The organism is Flavobacterium sp., from assembly GCF_023151265.1.
In the GTDB taxonomy this organism is placed as follows: domain Bacteria; phylum Bacteroidota; class Bacteroidia; order Flavobacteriales; family Flavobacteriaceae; genus Flavobacterium.
The window spans coordinates 1-4034 of sequence record NZ_JAKLJH010000184.1 but is presented as its reverse complement, the minus strand read 5'-3'; the positions used below and the strand labels follow the sequence as shown (position 1 = coordinate 4034).

The window sequence follows — 4034 nt, the reverse complement described above, 5'->3', positions numbered from 1 at the left end:
ATATAATCAACACCTTGTGTATTAGTTCTTGCTGTGATGTAATCTTTATAATCCGAACCTTTATAAGTCCCAATAAAGATATACTCATTCCAAGGCATTACATCGCCACCTTCAATATGCACTTCTTCTGGCGGACGAACTACTTTCTTAGGATCAATTTGATCAATTACGTATTGAATAGCGTCTAATTCACGCTCTCTATCAGGTAAAATATTGGCTTTTATAAAAATATCATCGATAACAAAACCGATGTCTCGAGCGAAAATTTGGTTGTAATTTTCAATAATTTGAGGTCTGAAGACTTTTACGTCATATTTCTGGAACACTTTATTAAAAGCTTCCATTTCGTTTACCATATCTGCTTCAATGGGATAGGTTCCGGCTTTAATATGCTCTAATGATTTAGGATCATAAGCTTCTTCGATGGTAGGTGTTGGACCGTTACTTTCAGCGGTTCCTAACACCACAGCCCTTAATCGGGAAGTTTCATTTTTTACATTTAATTGTAACATAGCGTATGGCTTTTGGCAAATATAGAAAAAGGAAACGAGAATATTAATTAGTAAACTATTATAAATTTGCTTCAAAAAGATTCTTTTTAGATATAAATGATTAAATTTGAGAAAACTATAAAAACAAATTATCATGGGATTATCAAATTTTTTCAGTTCTCTTTTTGGGAAAGCAAAAGAGAAAGCGGAAATAGCAAAAGAAAACTTAAGCGAAGTTGCAGAAAATGTAGCTGAAAAAGCTGCTGATGTAGCCGAAGACGTAAAAGAAACGGTTGAAAATGTAGCTGAAAAAGCGTCTCAAAAGTTAGAAGAAATGGGCGTACCAGAAAAAGTAAACGAATTTGTTGATGTCGCTAAAGAAAAAACCGCAGAAGCTGCAGGTTGGGTGGAAGAAAAAGCGCACAACTTAAAAGAATCATTACAAAATGCAGCTGAAACTGTAGAAGATAAAGTGGAAGATTTAACAGGAAATGCAGAAGAGGAAGTACAAAAACCTACTGAATAAATCGTACATTTATAAAAACAAAAATCCCACTTTTCAGTGGGATTTTTTATGACTATCTATCTTTAACTTCCTTAAATGGACGTAATGGATATCCTGTATATACTTGTCTTGGACGACCAATTGGTTCTTTATTTACTCTCATTTCTTTCCATTGTGCAATCCAACCTGGTAAACGACCAATAGCAAATAAAACAGTAAACATTTCAACCGGAATTCCCATCGCACGGTAGATAATTCCTGAATAGAAATCTACGTTTGGATATAAGTTTCTTGATTTGAAATATTCGTCTTCTAAAGCTACTTTTTCTAATTGTTTTGCAATATCTAATAATGGATCATCAACTCCTAATGAATTTAATACATCATCAGCTGCTTTTTTAATGATAGTTGCTCTTGGATCAAAGTTTTTGTAAACACGGTGTCCGAATCCCATTAAACGGAATGGATCGTCTTTATCTTTTGCTTTTAAAACGAATTTAGCAACGTCACCACCATTGTCATGGATTTCTTGTAACATTTCTAAAACCGCTTGGTTAGCTCCACCATGAAGTGGTCCCCAAAGTGCAGAAACTCCAGCAGAAATTGAAGCAAACAAACCAGCATGCGAAGAACCAACGATTCTTACTGTAGAAGTAGAACAGTTTTGTTCGTGGTCTGCGTGTAAGATGAATAATTTATCTAAAGCAGCTACTACTTTTGGATCTGCTTTGTAAGGTCCAGTTGGTAATTCAAACATTAAACGCATGAAATTTTCAACGTAACCTTTTGTATTATCGTAATAATTTAAAGGATAACCCATAGTTTTTCTGTAAGTCCATGTAGCAATTACTAAGAATTTACCCATAGTTTTACAAACCGCTTCATACATTTCTTTTTCGTTGTGAGGATTCACAGACTTAGGATTAAAAGCAGTCAAAGCACTTGTTAACGAAGCTAAAACACCCATTGGGTGAGCTGTCTTTGGAAAACCATCAATGATGTTTTTCATCTCCTCATTAACTAATGTATATTTACGAATATCGTTTTCGAATTTTGCTAATTGTGCTGCTGTTGGAAGTTCTCCAAAAATCAACAAATAAGAAACTTCTAAAAAATCAGCTTTATCAGCTAAATCTTCAATAGAATATCCTCTGTAACGTAAAATTCCTTCTTCACCATCTAAGAAAGTAATTTCACTCGTACATGAACCCGAGTTTTTATATCCCGGATCAATAGTAATAGCACCAGATGCACTACGCAACTTGTCTATGTCGATAGCAACCTCATTCTCAGTCCCAACGATTACAGGGAACTCATACTTTTTGCCATCAAGCTCTAATATTGCAATTTTTGACATATTATTTATATGATATTTTATGATAAAATTAATGTGAATTGCGAATTTAACAAATAATAATTAAACAATAAAGAAAATATCTATAATTTATGGTTAAATAATATACATGAAAAAATCCTAAAACAAAAAACTTGTTTTAGGATTTCATCAACCGTATAAAATGCTTAACTTATTCTTTTACTACTTTTTTAATTTGGCTTCCAAAATCTGTTGTAACCTTTACAAAGTAAACACCTGAATTACAGACAGAAACATCTATTAAAACCTCATTAGAATCTGCTTTGTTAACCTGAATTATTCTACCTTGAACATCATACAATTCGACAGATTTTATTCTGTTTTCAGCTTTGATATTTAAAAGTGAAGAAGTTGGGTTTGGATACAAGCTAATTGATAAGTCTTTGATAGGTATAGCATTACTTAAAGCTTGGAAAATTGTATTCGCATCATTAGTTACAATAGGGAAATTATAATCGAAATATATTTTAGCATTTTTTGTTACTATATCATTAAGAACTAAGTTTTCTTTAGACTTAACTTTCAAAAGCACATTACCATGACCACCAGTATCTAACATAATAGTTTGAAAAATTATTTCTAAAATATTATTGTTAATTTTAATTGTAGCATTGTGTGATGATTCTAAAATGCGTAATGAGTTAATATCGAAATCATTTGGGTTTACTTCAATTTTAACTACAACATTTTCAGCAGGAGCTGTTCCTGTATTTTCAAAATTAATTACATAATGTAAATATTCGCCTATGTAACTTGGAGCTACAATATTACCTTGAATACATGTAATATCATTTGGATCATACGAACCTACAACGGTTTGATTCAATTGAAACAAATTATCAACCGTATATTCATCGCCAGCCATTGGCATAATTGAAGAAGTAAATTGTAAAACATCACCAATATTTACAGGATTTGTATCGGTTGGAGCATTTATTTGCATTACAACATTAATTGAGCGACTTTCAAACGGCAATAAATTTGCAAAATCCCAAGACATTCCTCCAGAAACAATGCTACTTGGCACTTGTGTAGCCGAAACAAAAGACATTAAATTTTGGTTATAGAAAAAGTTAACTCCATATAATTGCGACATTACTTGATTTCCTTTATTGCGATACACAATCTGATATTCAGCTGTAAAGCCCGGTCTTGCAGGAATTATTGGAGCAATTACAATTTCTAAATCAGGATGTACTCCGTTTGCTGTAATACAGAAGTTTTGAGTAGCTACACTATTATCAATTGTCATAACAGGAACATCTGCAGAAATTGGGCTAACATTGAAAAAACTTGGATTTTCTATATTTGGCACTAAATTATAGACTCCAGTAGTTGAAGTATATAGATTATAAACACCTACTCCATTAGAAAAAACACTTGAATTTGTACTAACTCCATCTAAATTAACATCAATTCTTGTATAATTAGCTGGAAAATCTAAAACATCACAACCATTCTGATTAAAATCATATTGAACTAAACCAGTAATTGTGTTGTAATCTCCTCCTGGTGTGAAAGAGCAGTAGGAATTAATGTTTATTAACAACGCACTTTGAGTAACGATTTGTTGAATTATTACCATCTCAGAATCATCAACACATACAAAATCTAAATTTGGATTGTTTGTCCAATAGGTATCAACATTGTAATAATTATATCC

At 32.1% G+C, this 4034-nt stretch carries 3 protein-coding genes and 1 pseudogene; 1 reads left to right on the top strand and 3 read right to left on the bottom strand.

Annotated features, from left to right (window positions below):
• Positions 1-512: pseudogene (locus L6Q46_RS13025) on the bottom strand (amidinotransferase); the annotation flags it as partial.
• Between the two features lie 133 nt (positions 513-645).
• Here L6Q46_RS13025 and L6Q46_RS13020 point away from each other — a divergent pair.
• The gene (locus tag L6Q46_RS13020) at positions 646-1017 is read left to right on the top strand and encodes a hypothetical protein (protein ID WP_291284671.1); all 372 of its coding nucleotides are present in this window, start codon (positions 646-648) and stop codon (positions 1015-1017) included.
• 52 nt (positions 1018-1069) lie between these two features.
• Here the strand turns inward: L6Q46_RS13020 and L6Q46_RS13015 are convergent, their stop codons facing one another.
• Together L6Q46_RS13015 and L6Q46_RS13010 are read right to left on the bottom strand one after the other, a co-directional pair.
• Positions 1070-2353 (bottom strand): citrate synthase, encoded by a 1284-nt coding sequence (locus L6Q46_RS13015; RefSeq protein WP_111566944.1) that lies wholly within the window; start codon positions 2351-2353, stop codon positions 1070-1072.
• 169 nt (positions 2354-2522) lie between these two features.
• On the bottom strand, positions 2523-4034 hold a 1512-nt coding region (locus L6Q46_RS13010; RefSeq protein WP_291284670.1), incomplete at its 5' end, for a T9SS type A sorting domain-containing protein.

Coding starts and splice junctions, on each gene's coding strand:
- L6Q46_RS13020 (WP_291284671.1), top strand. CDS start 646: ATGGGATTATCAAATTTTTTCAGTTCTCTTTTTGGGAAAGCAAAAGAG.
- L6Q46_RS13015 (WP_111566944.1), bottom strand. CDS start 2,353: ATGTCAAAAATTGCAATATTAGAGCTTGATGGCAAAAAGTATGAGTTC.